Raw genomic sequence first — 20,438 nt, forward strand, 5'->3', positions numbered from 1 at the left:
GTGGCGGCATGCGAGTTCTGGTTACCGGCGGTGCCGGGTTCATCGGGTCCCATGTCGTCGAGGCGCTGGCCGCGCGCGGGCATGAACCCGTGGTGTTCGACGCGCGGGAAGACCCCGGCGCCGACGTGCGGGATCCGGAGGCGGTCGCCCGCGCGCTGGCGGGCGTGGACGCCGTGTGTCATCAGGCGGCGATGGTCGGGCTCGGCGACGGGGTCGCGGACGCGGCCGAGTACGTCTCCCGCAACGACCTCGGGACGGCCGTGCTGCTCGCCGCGATGGCCGACGCCGGAGTGCGGCGGCTCGTGCTCGCCGGGTCGATGGTCGTCTACGGCGAGGGGCGCTACGCCTGTCCCCGGCACGGCGACGTACGGCCGGGGCCGCGCGCCGTCGCCGATCTGGACGCGGGCCGCTTCGAGCCCACGTGCCCGCGCTGCGCCGCCGAGTTGGAGCCGGGGCTCGTCGGCGAGGACGCCCCCGCCGACCCGCGCAACGTGTACGCCGCGACCAAGCTCGCGCAGGAGCACCTCGCCGCCGCCTGGGCGCGCGCGAGCGGCGGTACGGCGGTGTCGCTGCGCTACCACAACGTGTACGGACCGCGGATGCCCCGCGACACCCCGTACGCCGGCGTCGCCTCCTTCTTCCGCTCGGCGCTCGCCCGCGGCGAGGCACCCCGGGTCTTCGAGGACGGCCGCCAGCGCCGCGACTTCGTGCACGTACGCGATGTCGCCGAGGTCAACGCGGTGGCGCTTGAGGTCGACGCCGAGCCGGGCGCGCTGCGCGCCTACAACGCGGGCAGCGGCACCCCGCACACCGTCGGCGAGCTGGCGCACGCGCTCGCGGCGGCGTACGGCGGGCCCGAACCCGTCGTGACGGGGGAGTACCGGCTCGGCGACGTCCGGCACATCACGGCGGACTCGGCGCGGCTCCGCGCCGAGCTCGGCTGGAAGCCGGAGGTGCAGTTCGACGACGGCGTACGGGAGTTCGCGCGGGCCGCGATGCGGCGGTGACCCCGGCCCTCAGCCGGCCCGGTCGGCCAGCAGGTGCTCGCGGCCGAACAGGGTGGCCGCGGCGCGCGCCGTCGGGGTGCCGGCGTCGAGGTCGGCGCCCGCTTCGATGAGCACCGCCACCACGCCGTCCTCGCCCTTGAACAGGGCCCCCGCGAGCGGGGACTGGTCGCGGGCGTTGCGCAGGTCCGGGTCGGCGCCGAGGCGGAGCAGGGTCCGGACCGTGTCGGCGTGACCGTGGTAGGCGGCCAGCATCAGCAGGGTGTTGGCCTGCGCGTCGGCCGCGTCCACGGGGAGCCCGTGGTCCACGAACTCGACGAGCTCGGCGGAGCGGCCCGCCCGCGCCAGATCCATGGCGAGGGCGAGGACACGCTCCGTCTGCTCGGGCGTCAGGGCGCTCCCGCTCACGCTCAGAGCTCTCCCGCCGCCAGGGCCTCGACCGCCTTGCGGACGCCCTCGCCGTAGGCCGGGTCGGCCTGCGTGCAGTTGGCGATGTGCCGCTCGACGGTCGCCTGGGACGCGCCGTTGATCGCGCGCGCCGTGTTCGCGAACAGCGCCTGCTGCTGCTCGGGGTTCATCAGCCGGAACAGGTTGCCGGGCTGCTCGAAGTAGTTGTCGTCGTCCTCGCGGAAGTCGAACCGGTCGGCGACGGCGCCCACGGCCTGGCTCGGCTCGCGGTAGGCGGGCTGCTCCTGCCAGCGGCCGTACGAGTTCGGCTCGATGCCCGGCGTGGACCCCTGGTTGCCGTCGACGCGCATGGAGCCGTCGCGGTGGTAGGAGTTCACGGGGTTCTTCGGCGCGTTGACCGGGATCTGGTGGTGGTTCACGCCGAGCCGGTAGCGCTGCGCGTCACCGTAGGAGAACAGCCGGCCCTGCAGCATCTTGTCGGGCGAGAAGCTGATGCCCGGTACCACGTTCGCGGGCGTGAACGCGGCCTGCTCGACGTCCGCGAAGTAGTTGTCGGGGTTGCGGTTGAGCTCCCACTCGCCGACCTCGATCAGCGGGTAGTCCTTCTTCGACCAGACCTTGGTGAGGTCGAAGGGGTGGAAGCGGTAGTTCTCCGCGTCGGCCTCCGGCATGACCTGGATGAACAGCTTCCACTTCGGGAAGTCGCCGTTCTCGATCGAGTCGTAGAGGTCGCGCTGGTGGGACTCGCGGTCCTTGCCGACCAGGGCCTCCGCCTCGGCGTCCGTGAGGTTCTTGATGCCCTGCTGCGTGCGGTGGTGGAACTTCACCCAGAACCGCTCGCCCTCGGCGTTGACCAGGCTGTACGTGTGCGAGCCGAAGCCGTGCATGTGCCGGTACGAGGCCGGGATGCCGCGCTCCGACATGATGATCGTGACCTGGTGCAGGGCCTCCGGGAGGTTGGTCCAGAAGTCCCAGTTGTTCTCGGGGTCGCGGAGGTTGGTGCGCGGGTCGCGCTTCACCGCGTGGTTGAGGTCCGGGAACTTCAGCGGGTCGCGGAAGAAGAACACCGGCGTGTTGTTCCCGACCAGGTCCCAGTTGCCCTCGTCCGTGTAGAACTTCAGGGCGAAACCGCGGATGTCGCGCTCGGCGTCGGCGGCGCCGCGCTCGCCGGCGACCGTGGAGAACCGGGCGAACATGTCGGTCTTCTTGCCGACCTCGGAGAAGATCTTCGCGTTCGTGTACCGCGTGATGTCGTGCGTGACCGTGAACGTGCCGAACGCGCCGGAGCCCTTGGCGTGCATACGGCGCTCGGGGATGACCTCGCGGTCGAAGTGGGCGAGCTTCTCCAGGAACCACAGGTCCTGCAGCAGCATCGGCCCACGGGGACCCGCGGTCACCGAGTTCTGGTTGTCGGGAACCGGCGCACCGGCAACCGTGGTCAGCGGCTTCTGGTTGTTCTCGGGCAAGGCTGGCTCCTTCGGTGCGATCAGTGATGAATCGGATCGTGATTCCGATCCTAACTTGGACTATGTCTAAGTCAAGCATGGATCCAGGCGTCGTTTTCCGTCCGACACGATCACGTCCATTGGAACGCGGACCCGGTGCGCGCGCGAGCGGCGGCGCGATCGGGCCCGCGTCGCCGCAGATCAGGAGGGTGTGGGCGCGTTCGGCAGCGTCACCTCGAATCGGCAGCCGCCGGGGATGTTCCGGACCGTCGCACGGCCCGCGTGCGCCTCCACGATTCCGCGCACGATCGCGAGTCCGAGGCCCGCGCCCGCCGGGGGCGTACGGGCGTGGCTGCCGCGCCAGCCGGTGTCGAAGACGCGCGGCAGGTCGTCCTCCGGGATGCCGCCGCAGCCGTCCGACACCGACACCACGACGCCGTCCGGCGAACGGTGCGCGGCGACGGCGACCGTGCCGTCCGCCGGGGTGCGGCGGATCGCGTTCACCAGGAGATTGCCCAGGACCCGGCTCATCTCCTTGCCGTCCACCTCCACCGGCAGCGGCTCCACCTCATCGCCGACGAGCCGCACCCCGTGCTCGCGCGCGAGCGGGTCCGCGCCCGCCAGCGCGTCGCTGACCAGGTCGTACAGGGAGAGCCTCGCCGGGGCGAGCGGCAGCGCCCCCGCGTGGATGCGGGACAGCTCGAAGAGGTCGCCCACCATGCCGCCCAGTCGCTCGACCTCCGTACGCATCTGCCGCAGATAGCGGTCCGGGTCCGCTGCGACCCCGTCCTCCAGGGCCTCCGCCATCGCGCGCAGGCCCGCGAGCGGGGTGCGCAGATCGTGCGAGATCCAGGCGACCAGCTCGCGCCGCGAGGTCTCCAGGGCGCGCTCGCGCTCCCGGGACGCCGCGAGCTTGGCGCTGGTCGCCGCCAGCTCCCGGCTGAGCTCCTCCAGTTCGGCGGTGGCCGGGGCCGCGGGCGCCGCGAAGTCGCCGCCGTCCCCGAACGAGCGGGCCGCCACGGCCAGTTCGCGGCTGCGCGCCACCACCCATCGGCCGAGTACGAGGGCGGTGCCGAGCGAGACGACCGCCGCCATCGCGACCACGAGCGTCACCACGGTCAGGTCGTGCGGCGACAGGAACATCGCCCATGCCACGGCGAGGGTCCCCGCCAGCATCGCGACGACGCCGACCGTCGAGACCACGGCGAGCGAGGCGGTGAGCGAACGCCGCCGCAGCAGCCGCAGCGCCCCCGCCCCCGCGAGACCCGTGGCGGCGGCGCCCGCGAACGCGTACAGGGCGATGAGGAGGGTGTCGCGCACGGTCACGGTCGGTCCTCCCGCGCGGCGGGCTCGACGCGCGCGTCCGGCTCGAAGCGGTAACCCACGCCCCACACCGTCCGGATCAGGCGCGGCCGGGCCGGATCGGCCTCGACCTTGCCGCGCAGCCGGCGGATGTGGACGGTGACCGTCGACAGATCGCCGAACTCCCAGCCCCACACCTCCCGCATCAGATCCTCCCTGCTGTACGCCCGCCCCGGATGCCGCAGGAAGTACGTCAACAGGTCGAACTCGCGCAGCGTGAGGGCGAGTTCGGCGCCGTTCCGGGTGGCCGTGCGCGCCGCCGGGTCGACGGTGAGGCCCGCCGCGTGCAGCGGGAGCTGCCGGTCCGTGGCGGGGCGGGCGCGGCGCAGCACCGACTCCACGCGCAGCACCAGCTCGCGCGGGCTGAACGGCTTCGTCACATAGTCGTCCGCGCCGACCTCCAGGCCGAGGATCCGGTCGTCCTCGTCGCCGCGCGCCGTCAGCATGATGACCGGCACGGGCCCGCGCGCACGCATCCGGCGGCACACCTCAAGGCCGTCCATGCCGGGCAGCATCAGGTCGAGCACCACCAGGTCCGGGCGGTGCGCGGCGGCGCGGGCGAGCGCCGCGGGGCCGTCGTCGGCGCGGTCCACGCGATACCCGGCCCGGTCCAGATAACCCGCCACCACCTCGGCGACGGTCGGGTCGTCGTCGACGACCAGGACGCGGGCCGCCCCGCCGTCCTGGTCCGCGCCCGTGGGCTCGTATGACTGCTGCATACGTCCAGACTCGCACCACGTCGCGGCCGCGTGACGCCGCGACCGGGCGACGGCGGCCGACGTCCGTGTTTCGTAAGGAACCAGTGTCCGGTATGTCGGAATCCGGCTCGTAGGGTGAGAGCCGTGACAAGCCCACCCACCACGGTCGACGTGGTCCTTCCCTGTCTGAACGAGGCCGAGGCCCTGCCCTGGGTGCTGGAGAGGATCCCGCCGCACTGGCGGGCCCTGGTCGTCGACAACGGCTCCACCGACGGGTCCGCGGGCATCGCCCGCTCGCTGGGAGCCCGCGTCGTGCGCGAGGAGCGGCGCGGGTTCGGCGCCGCCTGCCACGCCGGGCTCACCGCGTCCGACGCCGACATCGTGTGCTTCTGCGACTGCGACGCCTCCCTCGACCCCGGCCGGCTCGTCCCCTTCGTACGCGAAGTGGCCGGCGGAGAAGCCGACTTGGTGCTCGGCCGACGCCGCCCCACGGCCCGTGGCGCCTGGCCGTCCCACGCCCGCGCGGGCAACCTCGCGCTCGCCCGCATGCTGCGCCGCAGGACCGGCCTTCGCCTGCACGACCTCGGACCGCTGCGCGCCGCACGGCGCGACGCGCTGCTCGGCCTCGACCTCACCGACCGGCGCAGCGGCTACCCGCTCCAGATGGTGGTGCGCGCCGCCGACGCCGGGTGGCGGATCGCCGAGCACGACGTGCCGTACCTGCCGCGCACCGGCGCGTCCAAGGTGACCGGTACCTGGCGCGGCACCTGGCACGCGGTGCGCGACATGAGCCGGGTCCTCAACGAGACCCCCGTACGAGAAGGGAGTTCGAGGTGAGCGCACCCCGCACGACCCCTGTACGGGAAGGGAGTTCACGGTGAGCACACCCCGCACCGCGCCGGTCGACCTCCTCGTCATCGCCAAGGAGCCGCGCCCCGGCCGCGTCAAGACCCGCCTCACCCCGCCGTTCACCCCGCAGGACGCGGCGGGGCTCGCCGAGGCCGCGCTCGCCGACACCCTCGACGCGGTCGCCGCGACCCCGGCCGCCCGCCGCGTCCTCGTCCTCGACGGCGCCCCCGGCCCCTGGCTGCCGCCCGGCTTCGAGGTCGTCCCGCAGTGCGCGGGCGGCCTCGACGAGCGCCTCGCCGCCGCCTTCGCCGCGTGCTCCGGGCCCGCGCTCCTCATCGGCATGGACACCCCGCAGGTCCGCCCCGACCTCCTCACGGTCGACTTCGCGGACTGCGACGCCTGGTTCGGCCCTGCGCTCGACGGCGGCTTCTGGGCCCTCGGCCTGGCCGCTCCCGACCCGGAACTGCTGCGCGGCGTCCCCATGTCGACGGCGCACACCGGCGCCGCGCAGCGCGCCCGGCTCGTCGAAGCGGGCCTGCGCGTACGCGAGTTGCCGCCACTGCGCGACGTGGACACCGCGGCGGACGCCGCGATCGTGGCAGCGCAGGCCCCGCACGGCCGGTTCGCGGCGCGCCTCGCGCGCTGTACGGCGGGGGCCGGACGGTGAGCGCGCGCACGACCGCCCGGTGTCCGCGCGTCGAAGCGCCCCCGGGCGGGCGGCCACCCGCCACCGCCGGCACGCCCCGGCCGCCCGCCGCCCGCCTGTCCGCCCGCACGACGAAGGCCCCCCGATGAGCGCCCCACCCGCCGCCCCCTGGGCGAGCGCCGACCCGTACTCCACCGCCCTGCGCACCGGCCGCGGCCCGCTCTTCCTGCGCCGCACCGACGGCTGGCTGCTGCCGCTGGAGGTCGAACGCTGGTGCGCGCGGGCCGACACCGTGGACCGGCGGGTGCTCGACCGCTGCGAGGGCGCCGTGCTCGACGTCGGCTGCGGGCCCGGACGGCTCGTCGCGGAACTCGCCGCGCGGGGCCGCGCCGCACTCGGCGTCGACGTCAGCGAGACCGCCGTCGCACAGACCCGCGGCCTCGGCGGTCAGGCCCTGTGCCGCTCGGTGTTCGACCCGCTGCCGGGCGAGGGCCGTTGGGGCACCGTGCTCCTGATGGACGGCAACATCGGCATCGGCGGCGATCCGCACACCCTCCTCGCCCGGGTCGCTCAACTCCTCACCCCGGGCGGCCTGTTGATGGCGGAGGCCGCGCCCGTCGACGTGGACGAGCGCGCCAGCGTCCAGGTCACCGACTCACCCGGACACCTGGGACACCCTGGCGACCACCCCTTCCCCTGGGCCCGCCTCGGACTCCCCGCCCTGCTCCGGTACGCCGCCGGGGCCGGGCTGCGCCCCGCCGGTCAGTGGTCCGTGGGCGGCCGCAGCTTCGCCGCCCTGCGCAGCCGCACCGCGAGCAGCACCCCGGACCCCGCGAACAACGCCGCCGTGACCAGCAGCCAATGGCCCAGGTACACCTCGGCGGAGCGGCCCGTCGCCGACCGGTAGCGCTCGTCCACCGCCCCGCCGATCAGCGGGAACCAGACGAGCAGCAGCAGCGCCGACAGGGCGGCAGGCACCCGCACGTACCCCACCCGCTCGCGCCGCCCCGCCGCCGCGCACCCCCGCACAAGGAGACGGTCCACCCCCGCGTACAACGGCACCAGCACCAGATCGTGCACGAGCGCCGCCCCCACGAACCACAGCGCCACGCCGAACCAGTCGTCGGCAAGGAGTCGCACCCCCGCGTACCCGGCGAGCGCGAACGAGCAGAGCAGCAAAAGGAGTTGGAGAGGACTGCCGAAAGGAATCCGGCGTACGGGGATCGCCATGCGGATCACACCTTTCCGAAGGTGAGCCGGGCGACCCACTTGGTGTTGAGGACACCCGGCGCGGCGGGCACGATCACCCGCGCCGGATAGCCGTGGTCGGCGGAGAGCGGCTCCCCGTTGACGTACAGGGCGAGCAGTGAGCGCGGGTCGGCGACCTGGTTGCCGCGCAGCGCCGCGCGGCGGAAGGCGCCGCGCCGTTGCAGCGACTCGACGAGCACGTCCGGCGGATCGTCGCCCTCGGCCGGAAGGTCCACAAGCGCCGCCAGATCCCGCAGCCGTACGCCGCGCCACCACTGGTCGGACGTCGACCAGCCCTCCACGCACGCGATGGGCAACGCCGAGCTGTACAGGGGGAGTTGGGTGAGTTCGGTGCGGCCGAGGCGCACCGTGCGCCCCGCCCGCCCGACCACGACGAGCCGCCACGCGTCCTCGGCCGTCTCCGCGCGGTCGATCCCCGCGTAGGCCGCCGTCTTGTTGATCTGGAAGCCGTTCGGTCCCGAAGCCGGATCGGCGCCGCCGTGCGGGGCCAGCAGCGCGGTGCGGCGCAGCGGACCGTCGAATCCCTGCCCCACCGTCGTACCGAACAACAGCAGCGAGCCACCTCCCACGAACCACAGCGCACCCCGCCGCGACACCGTCGGCGGATCCGGCCGCGACGCCACCAACTCGCCCTCCTCCCGCGCCTTTCGCACATTGCGCACCGCCGCGGGCACCTTCAGCACGGCATGCGCCACGAACGCGGCGAAGAACACCCACGCCCCGTAGAAGTGCAGCGGATAGAACGAGCCGGGGAAGAGATAGTCGAGCTGCACGTTCAGCACACCCGTCACGAACTCGAACAGCCCGCCGCCGACCAGGAGCAGCAGCGAGACACGTTCAAGCGCGTGCGTCAGCGAGCGGGCGGGCGGCAGCGCGAACAGCTTCGGCACCACCGACCACAACTTCGCCAGCAGTACGGGAATCAGCGTGACACCGAGCGTGACATGGACGCCCTGCGTCAGCCGGTACAGCCAGTGCGGGTCCGTCGGCCACGCGAAGAGGTAGAAGCCGAGCAGCCCCTTGTCCGGTGTCTTGTCGTTGATCCGGGACAGATCCGGGTTGTACGCGGCGTACGAGACGAGGCCCGTCACGAACAGCACGGTGATGCCGAGGAGGAGGACGAGGCCGAGGACCGAGGTGAACCACGGGCCGCGCAGCGGGCTGCGCCAGAAGGAGGGCGAGGCGGGAGTGTCGCGCATGCCTCGACCGTAGAGCGGCGCCGCGCCTCAAAGGGGTGCGCGACTCATGACGAAACGCTGACATCAGGGCCGGTCGGCGCAGTACCGACCGCCTCTCGGCCTAGCGTTCCCCTGTGACCCCCCGCACCGAACCCCGCGGCACGCGCCGCGACCTGTACGCCGCCGCGGCCGCGCTCCTCCTCGTCCTCGCCGCCGTGGTCGTCGGCCGCCACATCGAGAACACCTACGGCACTTTGCACGTCGGCGTCCCACCCCTGTACGGGAAGTGGCTCCCGCACATCGGCCCCGGCACGCCCGCCGCGCTCGCCGTCGCCGCCGCCGTCGTGGCGTACGGGCCCCCGCTCGCGGCCCGCCTGCGGTGGGGCGCACTGCTCGCGGCCGTCTGGGCCACCGCCACGGCCTGGATCCTCTCCCTCGCCCTCATCGACGGCTGGCACCGAGGCATCGCGAAGAGGCTCACCACCAAGTACGAGTACCTCCAGGTCATCGACCGCTTCCACGACATCCCGGCCACCCTGCGCGACTACACGCGGCACATCCTCATCGACTCGCCCGACCACTGGCCCGCCCACACCGCCGGACACCCGCCCGCCGCGCCGCTCACCTTCGTCCTCCTCGACCGGATCGGACTCGGCGGCGGGGCCTGGGCGGGCATGTGGTGTGTCGTCGTCGGGGCGACGGCGGGGGTGGCCGTGCTCGTCGCCGTGCGGGCGCTCGCCGGGGAGGAACTGGCGCGCGGCGCCGCCCCGTTCCTCGTCCTCGTGCCCGGCGCGGTGTGGATGGGGGCATCGGCCGACGCGTACTTCGCCGCCGTCGCCGCGTGGGCGGTGGCGCTGCTCGCGCTCGCCGTCAGCGGGAGATCGGTCGGGTGGGCCGCCGGGTCGGGGCTGCTGTTCGGGCTCGTCTGCTATCTCTCGTACGGGCTGACGCTGTTCGCGGTGATCGGGCTCGCCGTGGTGTTCCTGGGGCGGGCGAGGGTGCGGGAGCGGCCGGTCGCGTTGGTGGGGTTGTTCGGTGCCGGGCTGGTCGTCGTGCCGCTCGCGTTCACGCTCGCGGGGTTCGACTGGTGGGAGGCGTACCGCCTGTTGAGCACCCGCTACTACCAGGGCGCGGGCGGCATCCGGCCGTACGGCTACTGGGTGTGGGCCAATCTCGCGTGCACCGTCCTCGTCGTCGGCACGGCGACGGTGGCGGGGCTGCGGCGGGCGGCGGGGCGGCTCGTCCGGACGCAGGAGCGGGGCGGGGGAGCGGGACGGCTCGCGCTCCTGGTGACCGCCGCGCTGCTCGCCCTGCTCGTCGCCGACCTGTCCGGCATGAGCAAGGCGGAGACCGAGCGCATCTGGCTGCCCTTCGCCCTGTGGCTGATCCCCGCCTGCGCCTTCCTGCCCCGGGCCCGGCCGTGGCTCGCCGCGCAGGCGCTGCTCGCGCTGCTCGTGAACCACCTGCTGCTCACCGGCTGGTGACGGCGACCCGTGACGGCGCCGCTCATCTCACGTGCAGCCACGCGTCCATGTCGCGGGCCGACAACTCCGAGGCGTACACCGGTGTTCCGGGCTGGTGCCTGCGCCCGCCGCCGCCCAGGTAACCCGCGTCGACCGGGTCGAAGCCGATGTCGCGGATCAGGCCCGACACGACGGCCTTGGCCTCCTCGTCGTCCCCGGACAGCGGGATGGCGAGGCGCTCCGGGCTGCCCCTGGGGGCGCGGCGGTCGCGCAGGTTCTCCCAGAAGATCGCGTTGAACGCCTTCACGAGGTTCGCGTCCGTGATGCCGCGCAGCTTCTCGCTCGACGTGGTGGCGTCGGTGTCCAACTCGGCGTCGTGGCCGTCCCGTTCGGGATCGTAGTTGCAGGTGTCGACGACGACCTTGTCGCGCAGTTCGGCCGTGGGCAGTTCGTAGATGCGGCCGAAGGGGACCGACACCACGACCACCTGCCCGAAGCGCGCGGCCTGCGCCGCGTCCACGGCGGTGACCGGGCCGTGGATGTCGGCGACGACGTCCTTGAGGGTGGCGGGGTCGCGGGAGTTGGCGAGGGCGACGTCGTGCCCGATGCCGGCGAGGTGCCCGGCCAGCGTGGAACCGATGTGTCCCGCTCCGATGATCCCGATGCGCATGGGTGCCTCCTGGTGGGGTCAGTGGCTCCTGGTGGGAGGGTCGGTGGCCTCCCGGCGGGAGGGGTCAGTGGCCGCGCCCGCTCTTCTCGTGGCGCTCGTGGTGTTGGCGGTGTTCGTGGTGTTCGTGGCGCTCCTCCTGGGCGTGGAACGCGTTCAGTACGTCCATCACCTCCGTGTCCGAGACCTGCGGGAACCGTTCGTAGCCGGCGCTCACCGCGTGGAAGTGCGGCGGCTGGTCGAGGCAGAGCACGTCGTCGGCGTGGCCGCGCAGGTCCGCAACGGTGTGCGGGCTGCCCACGGGGGCCGCGAGGACGAGGCGGGCCGGGCCCCGGCGGCGTAGCGAGAGCAGGGCGACGGTGGCGGTGAGTCCGGTGGCGAGGCCGTCGTCGACCAGGACCACCGTGCGGCCCTCGACCCGAGGGGCGGGGCGGTCGGAGCGGTACAGGTGCTCGCGGCGGCGCAGTTCGTCGCGGGCCTCGGCGACGTCGGGGCCGAGCCGGTCCTCGCTCAGGCCCAGGAGTTCGAGGGCCGCCCGGTCGAACAGCGGGGGCTCCTCGCCGACGAGGGCGCCGATCGCGGTCTCGCGGCGGCCCGGCACGCCGATCTTGCGGGCGACCAGGACGTCGAGGCGCGCGTGCAGCGCGTGCGCGACGGGCGCCGCCACCGGGACACCGCCGCGCGGCAGCGCGAGCACGACCGGGTCGACGAGCCCGCCCGCCTCGGACCTGGAGTCGGCCCATTCCAGCATCCGCAGGGCGAGTTCCTCGCCGGCGTGGGTGCGGTCACGAAAGGGCACGGGGCACTCCGGCTCAGGAGCGGTGGCCGAGGAGTTCCCTGACGCCCTCGCCGTTGAGCGTCAGGGCGTCGGGCGAACCCGCGTCGATCGTCATGGACAGCTCCGTCGGCCAGCGCGCGGCGAGCGCGCCCAACGGCACGGGTGTGCAGCGCGAGATGAACGGCAGCAGCTCCGACATGCGCAGCTCCGACGTGAACAGCGGCACCAACTGCTCGCCGCCGGGCTGCTCGATGACCGGCAGGGACAGCGAGGGGGATTCCGAATCCGGCTCCTCGGCCATCTCGTCGGGCACGGGCACCAGGACCTCGCACTCGGCGAGCGTGTCGAGCGCGCCCTGGTCCTCGGTGTTCAGGCTGAGGGCGCTGAGCGCCTGTTGAGCGGTGGAGGGGCCGTTCTGCGGGATGTCGTTCATGTCGTTCAGGTTCATGGTCGAGTCGCCTCTGGTCTGTGGACGGGTGGCGCCCCGTGTACCCGTGGGGCGCCGGTCCATGCCAGGGGAGTCCGGGGAGGTCCGAGGAGGTCCGGGGGCGGTGACCGGGAGGCGACGGCGGTCGGGTCAGGCCGCCGTCCGTCTCGCCCAGGCGCGGCCCCACCGCCCCATCATGTGCGGGCACAGCGGCCGGCCGTGCAGCAGCTCGACACCCTCCGACGCGCTCGTGGCGACGAAGAAGCGGCGCCCCATCGACGACTGCAGTGTGGTGGTCCAGCGGAAGCCGTCGCCGACGGCGATCGCGCCGCGCAGCAACTCGTGTCCAATGCCCTCGCGGCGCCACGCCTCGTCCACCCAGATCGCCTGGATCCGGCCGACCGCGCAGTCCGCGCACAGCCGGAAGCTGACCTCGGCGATCTGCCGGCCGTCCTGGGTGCGGGCGGTGATCCGCCACAGGCCGTCGGCGCCGGGGCGCTCTTCGGCGAGCATCACCACCGTTCCGTCACCAGTGGTGAACAGCCCGCCCGTTCTCCTGCGCATGCGGAGCCTCCTGCGGGCGTGCTGTGTGGGAGTTGTGCCCGCGCATCCTTTCACGCGGCGGGTCGGTGGGGACAGGGGGTGCGCAGGGTGAAGAGGCGCGCAGGGTGAAGAGGTGCGCAGGGTGAACCAGGGGCCCGGTCGGAGGGGGCGCGCGGGGCGGCACCGCCCGCTCGTGCTGCCCGTCTGCCTAAGGTGAGGCGTGCATTCCGCCTATCTTGGACACTTTCGCAAGGCTCTCCTCGGCTGCGGCGAGCACCTCCCGACCGAACGCGCGGCCATGCTGTGCAAGGAGTTCCTCGGCCTCGACGCCGTGACCGCGATGACGGCCGCCGAACTCGTCGGGCGGGCCGCGGACTCCGCCCCCGACGTGCTGATCAGCGTGACCGACCTGCCGGACGGCAGCGCGATCGACGTGGTGCGGGAGCTGCGCGGCGGCGGGGACTTCGTGCCCGTCGTCCTGCTCACCCGGCACACCGAGGTCAACCGGCGGGTGGCCGCGTTCGCGGCGGGCGCGGACGAGTACATCGTCGTGCCCGCCGACCTCACCGAGATCCAGATGCGCATCCGTGCGCTGATCCGGCGCTGCGTGTGGGAGCGCGAGGGCGCGGCCCCGAAGGAGTCGCCGCGGACCGAGGAGCCGGAGGCCGCGACCGGCGTGCGGGTCGGTGACATCCTGCTGGTCCCCGAGACGCGCGCGGTCACCCGCGACGGCACCCCCGTCGAGCTGACGCCCACCGAATACGGCCTGCTCGCATTCCTCATGGCGCACCCACGGCAGGTGCTGTCGCGGCAGCAACTCCTCGACGCCGTGTGGGGCCCGCACCACCAGGGCCGCGACGCCGTCGACACCTACATCCGGTATCTGCGCCGCAAGCTCGACCCCCTGGGGCCGCCCGCGATCCACACCAAGCGCGGCTACGGCTACGTATTCGACCCCGACCGCGGGCCCTGACCCTCGCCGCCCTCCGCCGCGGCCGGCCCGTCGACCCCCGCGCTCATCCGCTCCAGGAGCGCGACGAACCGCTCGTCGAGCTCCCGCACCCCGATGCCGAACTCCTTGGCCAGCGAGGAACGCGCCAGTACGTAGCCGTAGTTGACCGACTGCAGAAAGGCGTGCAGCGCGACGGGGTCCGCGTCCGCTGCCAGGTGCCCGCTGTCGATGTCGGCGCGCAGCCGCTCCTGGGTGCGCTCGCGGTGCGGCATCGTCTTGAGTTTCGTGTCGCCGTCCAGCATCAGCAGCATGAGCAGCCGGATCGACGACGCGAACCGCACGCAGCCGCGCACGGACCGGGCCACCCGGTCGCCGAAGCGCCGCGGCCCGTCCTCGACCAGCAGCCGGGCCCGCCGCTCGGCGGCCGTGCGGCGCAGCGCCGCACGCACCAGGTCGCGGCGCGAGCCGAAGTAGTGGTAGACGAGGCCGCGGTTCACCCCGGCCCGGTCGGCGACCTCGCGCAGGTTCAGACCCGCCAACACGCCGTCCCGCTCGATCAGTTCGAGGGCGGCCTGCTCCAGGAGCCTGCTCGTGGCCTCGCTGTCCATGGCGGCCTTCTTGCGGGGCGCCGCCGCGCCCGCCGTGCCGTGTCCGCTGTCCGCCAAGTCCGCCTCCCGAGACCGCCTCGCCACTCCGCTGAGCTGCGCTCACCGTACGCGACGCGCGGCGCGGGGCCGGTTCCCGGCGGATTCCCACAGAACTCCCGGCGTTCGCCCGGCGCATCCAAGACGGTTTCCCGGCTACTCCGAATGTCATGGAAAGGGTGCCACCCGGCCACCGGCCATCCGGCCACCAGTCACTCACACGTACGGATCCGGAGGAACCGTCATGTACGTCTACCGCGCGAACGGGGCGAGGGAACAGTCGAGGGATTCAGGACCCGCGCCCGGCCGGCAGGCGCTGCCCGAATACGCCGAGCGCTCCCGCCCGTTGCTGACCTGGAACCAGGCCGTCGAATTGGCGGCGGCGCAGGCCCGGGAGCGGGTGCGGCGGGCCCTTGAGGCGTACGCCGTGGACGCGCGGACCCTCGACGCGGCCGTCCTCGTCGCCAGCGAACTCGTCGCCAACGCCTGCGAACACGCCCGCGGCCCCTACCAGTTGCGCCTCAGCGTGAGCCGCACCCTGTGCGTCGAGGTCATCGACCGCGGCCCCGGACTGCCCGCCGCTGTCCTGCGCCGCGCGCCCGTCGCGCCGGGATCGGTCGAGCGGGGGCGCGGGCTGCTGCTCGTCGACCGTCTCACCGGCGGGGCCTGGGGCAGCCGCTGCCTCGCGGGCGGACGGCACTGCGCGTGGGCCGAGATCCCGGCGCGCTGAACGCTGAACTCCCGTACGACTCCGGTGCAACTGCCGTACGCGGCCCTGACCTTGCGCAGATCATTGACGGAACGCTAAACGCTGCCTAGATTCGCGCCACCGTGGGACCGAGTTCGTCCAGCGGTCCACATGACGTGATTTGGGAGCGCCATGCGATTGAGATTCCCGACGAGACTTCCGGCGAGGTTCCCGCGAGGGAAGGGGCACCGGCTGCTGCCCGCCGCCGCTGCCTGCCTGCTGCCCGCCGCCGTCCTCGCCGCCCCGCCCGGCTCGGCCGCCGCGGAGCGCCACGAACCCACCACCGCCACCGACAGCGCGAGTTCCTGCTTCTGGACGGGCCCGTTCACCCCCGACCAGGACAAGTTCAACTACGCCTATCTCGACACCGGCGCCCTGTACTGGTCGAGCCACTACACGCTCCCCAAGGGCGCGAAACTGACCCTCGACGGCGCCTACGCGCACGCCCGCTACCAGTCCCTCAACTCCTACGAACCCGTCGCCGCCACCCCGCTCACCGCCCTCAACGACCAGCAGATCCAGCCCGACCGCGGCTCCCGGAACCCGTTCCTCGCGGGCGCCAAGCGCACCTTCCCGCACCGCGACTGGACGGTCCGGGTCGACCCGGGGACCCCGCCGAAGGACCCGGCGGACCAGGAGCCGAACACCCTGTACGCGGGCAGGCCGGGCAGCAGCGCCCAGTCGCTCGTCTACCGCGTCTACGTCCCCGACCGCGGCCGCGACGCGTCCGGCGGCGTCGGACTGCCCGAGCCGGTCCTCACCCTGGCCGACGGCACGAAGGTGACCGGCTCCAAGGTGTGCGACACCCTCGAACCCGGCGAGCCCGGCGGTCCCCGGATCCAGCCCATCGACGAGTACAACAAGCTGCGCGAACAGCCCGGCAAACCGGCCGGCTTCCCGGCCTCCGACCCGGTGCGCTGGCACGCCGCCTACACCACGCAGTGGCAGCGCGACTGCGCCTACCACGACCAGTGCGTGCCGGCCCCGCCGCGCTCCGTCGGCCAGTACTCCAACCTCGACAACGCCTACGTCGCCGCCCACCTCAGCCGCGACCTCGGCCCCGTCGCCGTCCTGCGCGGCAAACTGCCGACGACCCCGGCGACGTACGACGGCGACAAGCGGATGGGGACGGGACAGCTGCGGTACTGGTCGATGTGCTCGTACGAAACGTGGAGCACCCGCGTCGAGGGCAAGCGGAGCTGTCTGTACGACGAGCAGGTGCACCCCGACAAGGACGGCTACTACACCGTGGTCGTGAGCCGGCCAGGGGACCGGCCGCGCAATGCCACGGCCGCGTGCGGCGTCGACTGGATCGCCTGGCCGGAGAACGGCGACGGGGCCGGGCACGTGAACGACGCCTATGTGCTGATGCGCAACATGCTCCCGGACAAGGGCTTCACGCACGTTCCGCAGAACACGAGGACCGGTGACGACGAGAAGCGGGTGATGGGCCCGTACCTGCCCGACGGCAGCCACACCAGCACGGCCGCCTTCGAGAAGCGGGGGTGCTCGGCGGGGTGACCCGCTCCGTTTCCGTGAATCCGCCGGGAGCCGCCGCGCGCGGTTCCCGGCGGACTGCCAGGCGATGCCCCGACGTCTCCCACGGATACCCCGGACTGCCCCGCTTTGATGGAAATGGCTGGTCGCAGAGCTTCCGCTCCTGCCCGTGACCGGCGTCCGTCCAACCCGGAGGCACCATGTCCGAGTCCGCCCCGCGACTCAGCGTCGTCGTACCGTTCCAGAACGTGGACACCTATCTCGAGGAGTGCCTGCGGTCGATCGCCTCGCAGACCTTCCAGGACTTCGAGGTCGTCCTCGTCGACGACGGGTCCACCGACGGCTCCGCCGGGCTCGCCGCCCGGCACTGCGCCGCCGACCCGCGCTTCCGGCTGATCCGCCAGGACGCGCACGGCCCCGGCCACGCCCGGAACACCGGGCTGCGGGCCGTCCACCCGGACGCCGAGTTCCTCGCCTTCGTGGACGGCGACGACGTCATCCCGGAGTACGCCTACGAGCTGCTGATCGGGACCCTGGCCAAGAGCGGCTCCGACTTCGTGTCCGGCAACGTACGCATGATGAACTCCCGCACGTCCTGGCCGTCCACCCTGCACCACAAGCGGCTCTCCCGGGACCGGCGCGGCACCCACATCACCCGCCACCACGACCTGATCTTCGACCGCACCGTGTGGAACAAGGTGTTCCGCCGCTCCTTCTGGGACCGCACCGGCATCACGTACCCGGAGGGCATCCTCTACGAGGACGTGTGGGTCAACCTCGTCGCCCACTACAGCGCCGAGCGCGTCGACGTCGTCGCTGCGCCCGTCTACTACTGGCGGCGCAGGGACCGGGGCGCCGCCCCGTCGATCACGCAGACCAACCAGGCGCTCGGCAACGTCCGCGACCGGATCACCGCTGTCGGCTCGGTGAGCCGCTATCTCGCCGAGCGGGCGCGCGAGGACGCGGCGTACGTCCAGCACAAGCGGCGCTACGACCGGGCCTGCCTGGAGTCCGACCTCATGATCCACCTCAACGTGCTGCCCGACGCCGACGACGAGACCCGCGGCTACTTCATGCGGCACGCCGCCGACTTCGTCGAGGGCGCGAGCGAGGGCATCGTCGAGGAGCTGGGCGCCGTCGACCGCGTGAAGTGGAGCCTGGTGCGCGCGGGCAGGCTCGACGAGCTGCTGTCCGTCCTTGAATTCGAGCGCGGGAACCGTGGCTCGCTGCCGGTGCGCCGACGGCTGCGCCGCCACCTCGCCTACCCGCACCTCGGCGACCGCCGCACCGGCGTGCCCAAGAGCGCCTACCGGCTGGGCCCCGAGTTCACCCTGCGCGGCTCCCTGGTCAGCGCCGAGTGGGAGGACGGCAGGCTGAAGCTCGCGGGCCGCGCCTACATCCGCAACCTCGACGTCAGCAAGCGCCGCCACTCCCTCAAGGCCGTGGCCCTGCGCCAGAAGAAGCAGGGCCGGTTCCTCGCGCTGCCCGCCCGGACGACGTACGCGCCGGAGGCCACCGAGCACTCGGGCCAGCAGCGGTACTCCTACGACTGGTCGGGCTTCGAGGCGACCATCGACCCCGAGCGGCTCAAGCGCAACGGGCAGTGGGTGGAGGGGACTTGGGACGTCGCGGTCGGCGCGTTCAGCCGCGGCCTGTTCCGCTACAAGTCGATCATCGCCGGTGACGCGGGCAGCGCCTCCCACCCCAGGGACTTCTACGTCGACAAGAACGTCCGCGTCGTCCCCCTCTTCGTGGGCGGCGCGCTCAAGCTCCGCGTGGAGATCGTGCGCGCCCGCGTCACCGGGCACCGGGTCAGCGGCGACCACCTTGAGCTGCGGGGCGTACTCCTCGCGCCGGAGACACCCGAGACCGCGGTGTTGCGGGTGCGCGCGCTCACCGGGGCCGCCGAGCACGCGGCGCCCGTCGACTTCACGGACGGCGGCGAGGGCTGGTGCACGTTCCGCACCCGGATCCCGCTGCGTGAACTCACCGCGCAGGGCACCGCCACCGCCCTGGGCGCGGGCAGCAACGGCTGGAAAACCACGCTGCACATACCCGGCCGCAAGCGTCCGCTGTACCCGGTCGTCGCCCCCGACACCGCCGACGGCGCCCACCCGCTGCCCGAGCGGGTGGCCGCCGACCGCGAACTCGTCGTGCTCCGCAACGCCTCCGGCTACCTGGTGCTCTTCGTACGCGACGAACTGCCGGTCGCCGACCGCTGCACCTGGTCGGACGACGGCACCCTGACCGTCGAGGGCGCCTTCCCCGGGCAGGCGAACCTGACCGCCGACGAGCGGGCCGGGCTGCGCCTCGTGGTGCGTTCGCGCGCCAAGGGGGAGGAGCGGGAGTTCCCCGTGGCATGTGTGGCCGGGCGGTTCCGGTTCGCACTCGACCCCGCGCGCGTGCACGGGCTCTCCGGTGCGGTGCCGCTCGCGGCGGGCCGCTGGGACTTCGCTTTCCGCGTGCCGGGCCGCGAACGCGACCTCGTACTGAAGGCGCGCCGCGACCTGATCGCCGCGCTGCCCAGCGAACACACCGTGGCCGGACGCCGCTTCGAGGTGCAGTCGCAGCAGCACGACCGGTTCACGCTGCGCTCCCACTCCGGCATCCCGGCCGCCGCCCGAGGCCCGTACGGCCAGCGGCAGTTGCGCACCCGCCACTACCCGGCCTGCCGCAAGCGCCCGGTGCGCGCCGCCGTCCTCTTCGACAGCTTCCGCGGCGCGCAGATCGCCGACAGCCCGCGCGCCATCTACGACGAACTGGTGCGCAGGGGCTCGGAGTTGGAGCTGCTGTGGGTCGTCCGCGACGACCAGGTCGAGGTGCCCGAGGGCGCCCGCGCCGTCCGCATGTGGTCGCCCGAGTGGTACGAGGCCCTGGCCCGCTCCCGCTACCTCGTCTACAACAACCACTTCCCGGCCTGGTTCCGGCGCCGCGAGGGCCAGAGGGTCGTCCAGACCTGGCACGGCACCCCGCTGAAGAAGATCGGCCACGACATCGAGTCCGTGCACTTCTCCGACCAGGGCTACCTGGACCGCCTCGGCACCGAGGTCGGCCAGTGGGACATGCTCGTCTCGCCCAACTCCTTCAGCACACCCATCCTGCGCCGCGCCTTCGGCTTCGAGGGCGAGATGCTGGAGACCGGCTACCCGCGCAACGACGTGCACCACCACGCGCCCGCCGAGCAGGAGCGGCGCGCGGCGATCGTGCGGCGGCGTCTCGGTCTGCCCGCGGACAAGAAGGTGGTCCTGTACGCGCCGACCTGGCGCGACGACCAGTACCACGCCGCCGGCAAGTACACGCTCGACTTCCGTGTCGACCTCGACGACGCGCGGGCCCGGCTCGGCGACGACCACGTCCTCCTTGTGCGCCGCCACCCCAACGTCGTGGACCCGGTGCCGGGCGCGGGCGACGGATTCGTCTTCGACGTGTCCACGTACAACGACATGGCCGACCTGATGCTGGTCACGGACGTGCTGGTCACCGACTACTCGTCCTTGATGTTCGACTTCGCGAACACCGGCAGGCCGATGCTGTTCTTCACGTACGACCTCGACCATTACCGCGACACGCTGCGCGGCTTCTACTTCGACTTCGAGCGCTCGGCGCCGGGCCCGCTCCTCGACACCTCGCGTCAACTCGTCGACGCCGTACGGGACATCGACGCGATCTCCGGTACGTACGCCCTCAAGTACCGCCACTTCAAGGAGCGTTACTGCGACCTGGAGGACGGTTCGGCCGCCGCCCGGGTCGTCGACCGGATGCTCGGGGTGCCCGAGCGCCGCGCCCTGCCCTCCCGCACCCTGCCCTCCCGCACCCGCTTCCGCCGCGCGGCCTGACCGCCCACCCCACACACCATCAGC

General features: G+C 73.0%; 19 protein-coding genes. 9 read left to right on the forward strand and 10 right to left on the reverse strand.

Translation table 11 applies throughout. The features are described from left to right. Positions 1 to 8 precede the first annotated feature (8 nt). Complete coding sequence (locus RBJ65_RS32370; RefSeq protein WP_306322754.1) at positions 9 to 1,007, forward strand: NAD(P)-dependent oxidoreductase; 999 nt, start codon at positions 9 to 11, stop codon at positions 1,005 to 1,007. 9 nt (positions 1,008 to 1,016) lie between these two features. Here RBJ65_RS32370 and RBJ65_RS32375 read toward each other — a convergent pair whose 3' ends face one another. From RBJ65_RS32375 to RBJ65_RS32390, 4 genes are all read right to left on the reverse strand, one after another. Continuing rightward, positions 1,017 to 1,358 carry an ankyrin repeat domain-containing protein gene (locus tag RBJ65_RS32375; RefSeq protein ID WP_306322855.1) on the reverse strand — a complete coding sequence of 114 codons (342 nt, stop codon included), beginning with the start codon at positions 1,356 to 1,358 and terminating at the stop codon, positions 1,017 to 1,019. 56 nt (positions 1,359 to 1,414) lie between these two features. Next, positions 1,415 to 2,878, reverse strand: coding sequence for a catalase (locus tag RBJ65_RS32380; RefSeq protein WP_306322753.1), 1,464 nt, complete (start codon positions 2,876 to 2,878; stop codon positions 1,415 to 1,417). A 180-nt stretch (positions 2,879 to 3,058) separates the two neighbouring features. After that, the gene (locus tag RBJ65_RS32385) at positions 3,059 to 4,177 is read right to left on the reverse strand and encodes a sensor histidine kinase KdpD (RefSeq protein ID WP_306322854.1); all 1,119 of its coding nucleotides are present in this window, start codon (positions 4,175 to 4,177) and stop codon (positions 3,059 to 3,061) included. Positions 4,178 to 4,179: 2 nt separating this feature from the next. Beyond that, positions 4,180 to 4,938, reverse strand: coding sequence for a response regulator transcription factor (locus RBJ65_RS32390; RefSeq protein ID WP_306322752.1), 759 nt, complete (start codon positions 4,936 to 4,938; stop codon positions 4,180 to 4,182). A gap of 114 nt (positions 4,939 to 5,052) precedes the next feature. On the opposite strand from RBJ65_RS32390, the gene RBJ65_RS32395 reads away from it, so the two are divergent. From RBJ65_RS32395 to RBJ65_RS32405, 3 genes are all read left to right on the forward strand, one after another. Beyond that, entirely contained in the window at positions 5,053 to 5,754 is a 702-nt protein-coding gene (locus RBJ65_RS32395) for a glycosyltransferase family 2 protein (protein ID WP_306322751.1), read from the forward strand. Between the two features lie 40 nt (positions 5,755 to 5,794). Continuing rightward, positions 5,795 to 6,433 carry a DUF2064 domain-containing protein gene (locus RBJ65_RS32400; protein WP_306322750.1) on the forward strand — a complete coding sequence of 213 codons (639 nt, stop codon included), beginning with the start codon at positions 5,795 to 5,797 and terminating at the stop codon, positions 6,431 to 6,433. A 124-nt stretch (positions 6,434 to 6,557) separates the two neighbouring features. Beyond that, positions 6,558 to 7,319 carry a class I SAM-dependent methyltransferase gene (locus RBJ65_RS32405; protein ID WP_306320366.1) on the forward strand — a complete coding sequence of 254 codons (762 nt, stop codon included), beginning with the start codon at positions 6,558 to 6,560 and terminating at the stop codon, positions 7,317 to 7,319. Positions 7,320 to 7,647: 328 nt separating this feature from the next. Here the strand turns inward: RBJ65_RS32405 and RBJ65_RS32410 are convergent, their stop codons facing one another. Continuing rightward, positions 7,648 to 8,880: a molybdopterin-dependent oxidoreductase gene (locus tag RBJ65_RS32410; protein ID WP_306320352.1), complete on the reverse strand. Its 1,233-nt coding sequence runs from the start codon at positions 8,878 to 8,880 to the stop codon at positions 7,648 to 7,650. A gap of 113 nt (positions 8,881 to 8,993) precedes the next feature. On the opposite strand from RBJ65_RS32410, the gene RBJ65_RS32415 reads away from it, so the two are divergent. After that, positions 8,994 to 10,343, forward strand: coding sequence for a hypothetical protein (locus tag RBJ65_RS32415; RefSeq protein ID WP_306320351.1), 1,350 nt, complete (start codon positions 8,994 to 8,996; stop codon positions 10,341 to 10,343). A gap of 22 nt (positions 10,344 to 10,365) precedes the next feature. Here RBJ65_RS32415 and RBJ65_RS32420 read toward each other — a convergent pair whose 3' ends face one another. From RBJ65_RS32420 to RBJ65_RS32435, 4 genes are all read right to left on the reverse strand, one after another. Further along, positions 10,366 to 10,992, reverse strand: a complete 627-nt coding sequence (locus tag RBJ65_RS32420) for an NADPH-dependent F420 reductase (RefSeq protein ID WP_306320350.1) — start codon at positions 10,990 to 10,992, stop codon at positions 10,366 to 10,368. Positions 10,993 to 11,056: 64 nt separating this feature from the next. Further along, positions 11,057 to 11,788, reverse strand: coding sequence for a phosphoribosyltransferase (locus tag RBJ65_RS32425; RefSeq protein WP_306320349.1), 732 nt, complete (start codon positions 11,786 to 11,788; stop codon positions 11,057 to 11,059). Positions 11,789 to 11,801: 13 nt separating this feature from the next. Further along, a complete protein-coding gene (locus tag RBJ65_RS32430; protein ID WP_306320348.1) occupies positions 11,802 to 12,215 on the reverse strand; it encodes an SseB family protein in 414 nt (137 codons plus the stop codon). Between the two features lie 129 nt (positions 12,216 to 12,344). Beyond that, positions 12,345 to 12,758 (reverse strand): GNAT family N-acetyltransferase, encoded by a 414-nt coding sequence (locus RBJ65_RS32435; RefSeq protein ID WP_306320347.1) that lies wholly within the window; start codon positions 12,756 to 12,758, stop codon positions 12,345 to 12,347. Between the two features lie 199 nt (positions 12,759 to 12,957). Between RBJ65_RS32435 and RBJ65_RS32440 the strand changes: the two genes are divergently transcribed. Next, the gene (locus RBJ65_RS32440) at positions 12,958 to 13,710 is read left to right on the forward strand and encodes a response regulator transcription factor (RefSeq protein ID WP_306320346.1); all 753 of its coding nucleotides are present in this window, start codon (positions 12,958 to 12,960) and stop codon (positions 13,708 to 13,710) included. Here the strand turns inward: RBJ65_RS32440 and RBJ65_RS32445 are convergent. Beyond that, positions 13,680 to 14,354, reverse strand: a complete 675-nt coding sequence (locus RBJ65_RS32445; protein WP_306320345.1) for a TetR/AcrR family transcriptional regulator — start codon at positions 14,352 to 14,354, stop codon at positions 13,680 to 13,682. The genes RBJ65_RS32440 and RBJ65_RS32445 overlap by 31 nt on opposite strands. A 223-nt stretch (positions 14,355 to 14,577) precedes the next feature. Between RBJ65_RS32445 and RBJ65_RS32450 the strand changes: the two genes are divergently transcribed. The 3 genes from RBJ65_RS32450 (at position 14,578) to RBJ65_RS32460 (ending at position 20,414) form a co-directional block, all read left to right on the forward strand. After that, complete coding sequence (locus RBJ65_RS32450) at positions 14,578 to 15,063, forward strand: ATP-binding protein (RefSeq protein ID WP_306320344.1); 486 nt, start codon at positions 14,578 to 14,580, stop codon at positions 15,061 to 15,063. Positions 15,064 to 15,213: 150 nt separating this feature from the next. Next, positions 15,214 to 16,602, forward strand: a complete 1,389-nt coding sequence (locus RBJ65_RS32455; protein WP_306320343.1) for a hypothetical protein — start codon at positions 15,214 to 15,216, stop codon at positions 16,600 to 16,602. Positions 16,603 to 16,778: 176 nt separating this feature from the next. Beyond that, a complete protein-coding gene (locus tag RBJ65_RS32460) occupies positions 16,779 to 20,414 on the forward strand; it encodes a bifunctional glycosyltransferase family 2 protein/CDP-glycerol:glycerophosphate glycerophosphotransferase (RefSeq protein WP_306320342.1) in 3,636 nt (1,211 codons plus the stop codon). Positions 20,415 to 20,438: the final 24 nt, after the last annotated feature.

The sequence above is a fragment of the Streptomyces sp. KL109B genome (assembly GCF_030766935.1).
Taxonomy (GTDB): Bacteria; Actinomycetota; Actinomycetes; order Streptomycetales; family Streptomycetaceae; genus Streptomyces.

Coding starts and splice junctions, on each gene's coding strand:
- RBJ65_RS32455 (WP_306320343.1), top strand. CDS start 15,214: ATGCGATTGAGATTCCCGACGAGACTTCCGGCGAGGTTCCCGCGAGGG.
- RBJ65_RS32450 (WP_306320344.1), top strand. CDS start 14,578: ATGTACGTCTACCGCGCGAACGGGGCGAGGGAACAGTCGAGGGATTCA.
- RBJ65_RS32375 (WP_306322855.1), bottom strand. CDS start 1,358: ATGGATCTGGCGCGGGCGGGCCGCTCCGCCGAGCTCGTCGAGTTCGTG.
- RBJ65_RS32420 (WP_306320350.1), bottom strand. CDS start 10,992: ATGCGCATCGGGATCATCGGAGCGGGACACATCGGTTCCACGCTGGCC.
- RBJ65_RS32430 (WP_306320348.1), bottom strand. CDS start 12,215: ATGAACCTGAACGACATGAACGACATCCCGCAGAACGGCCCCTCCACC.
- RBJ65_RS32370 (WP_306322754.1), top strand. CDS start 9: ATGCGAGTTCTGGTTACCGGCGGTGCCGGGTTCATCGGGTCCCATGTC.
- RBJ65_RS32390 (WP_306322752.1), bottom strand. CDS start 4,938: ATGCAGCAGTCATACGAGCCCACGGGCGCGGACCAGGACGGCGGGGCG.
- RBJ65_RS32410 (WP_306320352.1), bottom strand. CDS start 8,880: ATGCGCGACACTCCCGCCTCGCCCTCCTTCTGGCGCAGCCCGCTGCGC.
- RBJ65_RS32405 (WP_306320366.1), top strand. CDS start 6,558: ATGAGCGCCCCACCCGCCGCCCCCTGGGCGAGCGCCGACCCGTACTCC.
- RBJ65_RS32460 (WP_306320342.1), top strand. CDS start 16,779: ATGTCCGAGTCCGCCCCGCGACTCAGCGTCGTCGTACCGTTCCAGAAC.
- RBJ65_RS32435 (WP_306320347.1), bottom strand. CDS start 12,758: ATGCGCAGGAGAACGGGCGGGCTGTTCACCACTGGTGACGGAACGGTG.